The organism is Bacteroidales bacterium (genome assembly GCA_018334875.1).
In the GTDB taxonomy this organism is placed as follows: Bacteria; Bacteroidota; Bacteroidia; order Bacteroidales; family UBA12077; genus JAGXLC01.
This window is the reverse complement of record JAGXLC010000514.1, coordinates 1-2,650: the sequence shown is the minus strand read 5'-3', so window position 1 is coordinate 2,650 and position 2,650 is coordinate 1. Positions and strand designations below refer to the sequence as shown.

General features: G+C 42.7%; 2 protein-coding genes. Both read right to left on the bottom strand.

Features of this window, described 5'->3' with window-relative positions; all coding sequences use genetic code 11:
* A partial coding sequence (locus tag KGY70_20580; protein MBS3777602.1) for a hypothetical protein occupies positions 1 to 735 on the bottom strand: 735 nt, incomplete at its 3' end.
* Positions 736 to 1,125: 390 nt separating this feature from the next.
* The coding region (locus KGY70_20575; protein MBS3777601.1) for a T9SS type A sorting domain-containing protein at positions 1,126 to 2,650 on the bottom strand (1,525 nt) is incomplete at its 5' end.

The window sequence follows — 2,650 nt, the reverse complement described above, 5'->3', positions numbered from 1 at the left end:
GTTTTTATGAAAGTCTTCATGGGTAGGCTGGCTCAGCATGTATTTAAAAATAAAGGCGAAATGTTTGCATTCTCTTTGAATGGACTTAAAAAAGGATTCTCCCCCAACATCAATATTAACAAACCATTGACCCATTCCGGCCCCGGGCCAGTAAAAGGTTTTGTCTTTGAGCCAGCCATCGGTTCTCTCATTTATCTCGCCTGCTACCTGCAATGCTTTGGCAAGGGTCTGGGTAGAATTGCCCAGGTTGGTTTCAATAGGACATACTCCGGCTACAACATCATCAAATCCCTGGGCCCTGGCGGAATCGATGTATTTGACCATCGGATCCACAAACATATCCACCTGGCTTTCATTGCGATTGAACCACTGGCGTTTCCAGAAATAAACGCTTGTTTGCGCACTGTGCGCCTTAATCTCCTTGATCAGATTGAAAGCAGCGGTATCAAAAGCCTCCCTGGGCCAGGGATCTTCAATACCCGGTTCAATCCTGTCGGCTTCATTGTATCTCAAAACTACTGCCTCTATATCAAAACTATTAAGAGCTTCAACTGCTTCACGGCGGGTTAAATTTCCATACTCCAGATCCGGAGAGACGGCGTAATCCCTGCCGCTACTTTCCAGGTTATCAGGCTTCCATTTTACCCCTGTCAACGAGTCGGGGTGAATCTGATGCTGAGAAAGCATAAAATACGGTGTAAAAAGAAAAAAGATTATAACAAATAGTTTCTGCATACAACCAATTTTAAACATATTAAAAATTGACTTTCAAATAAATATAAAGAATCATGCATAGGATTACCACGCGTCAGGTACAATTGTGTCAATTTCTTATCCAACACCATTTGAAGAAGGGTCCGTTCTGCATGTTTCTGTTGCTTTACAATCGTTTTAGAAAAATGATAAAAACCCCGAGGTTAATAACAAAATGAAAATCAATATGGAATTTTGACTGGTATCATATAAATACTTCATTGATTATGAGTAATTTAACCATAAAAACCTGTGTTTGCCATACCGACCGAAAATACCTGCATCTTTATATTATACTATATCCCGGCTCTTTAGCGAAAAATACCATACCAGTCGGAAAAACTCCGGAATGCATTCAGGAACCTGGCCGATTCAATTTTTCACGACTTTTTTTGTATACACTTTTTTGCCTGTTTTAACCCTAAAAAGATAAATTCCACTTTCGAACCAGGATAGATCTATGCTGCCATTGGTCCCGACATTTGTTTTTCTCAGCAATAACTTCCCTGTTAAGTCTGTGAGACTGACAGAATGCACCGAACGCTCTTCAGAATGAAAATACACCTTTCTTATGACAGGATTCGGATAAACAGATATTTTGCTCTTTCTTATTCTCCTGTTTCCGGTAATTTTCTCTTCCACGGTCACATCAAATCTACAATAGTTCTGATTGCCTGCTATATCTTTCGCTATCCAGCTAATTGCTGTGGTTCCTAATGGTAAAGTTGTCCCCTCCAAAGGCTGAGTACCGGTAATGTTGTTTGTTAATTGTACGATAGAGGTATTGTCTGAAGTATCTGCCGGAGCAAACTCATCACCGGCAACTGTATATACTGTATCCGTATTAACATACACCGTTGTATCTGAAATACATTTAACAGTAGGCTTTTCAGTATCTGCCAGTACATTCACACGAACATGCACCCTGGTAGTATCTCCCTTTTGATTACTGGCTTTCAGCACGACTTTGTTGCCCCTGCCCTGAACAGTTGTTCCAGGTTCCGGAACCTGGGTGACATTCAGGTTTCTCTTGTCCCATCCGGGAAGAACTGAATCAGCCAGTGCAGGTAAGTTACCCTGATATACCCCGTCAACAAAACCGCTTGCCTGGATAGCAACCGTATCACTTAAGGAAATACCGGAAAGGGTATCCCTGGGTTGTTTGTCATATCCACCTTCCACGGGTTCAGTTAATTTCACTTTGAAAGAATAGAGGGAATGCGGGGCGATGTTCCTGGTGACCGATTCAGAGCCGGGGATAAAAGCATCGTTCATGCCTGAGCGGGGCGTTTGGGCATTCCATCTGATCTCCTTAGCCACATGCGCTTCCGTATGAAAACTCTCGAGGTTATAGGTGAGCGAATCAAAAGAAACGTCTGAATTATTTAAAACCCAAACATTCAGAAAATTTCCCCTGACAAAAGCTGCCGTATGCACGTTGGAATGGATCGGAGGTGTATGCAGGTAATACCCCCTGTTGGTATTGTTTACCAGTTTCTTGAAGATCTCATATTTGGTAGATTTACGGATGCCCTTGTTGGGATGGGTCCACAACATGGCATGAAACCTCCCCGCATAATTCCCATAAAAAAGCCAGGTAGCAAATCCATTGAACCCGTCACGAATGTGACGCCAAAGAATGCTGGAATTTTTGATCTCTTCGGAAGATTCTACTCCCCCCCATTCATGGAGTTCGGTGCTCCATATTTCTTTTGCCTCCACTCGTTTGGCCTGGTTAACCAAAGTCTCTCCCAAATAATTGCCTCCGGTGTTGTGGGTTGAAGCAATTGAAAAAGCCTCATGTTCATTTTCCTGTTTATTTACAGACTGCAGCCAGTCGATGGTCACATCGTGACTCCAGCTGGATGGAACTATTAACTCCGGCATTTTCTCCTCC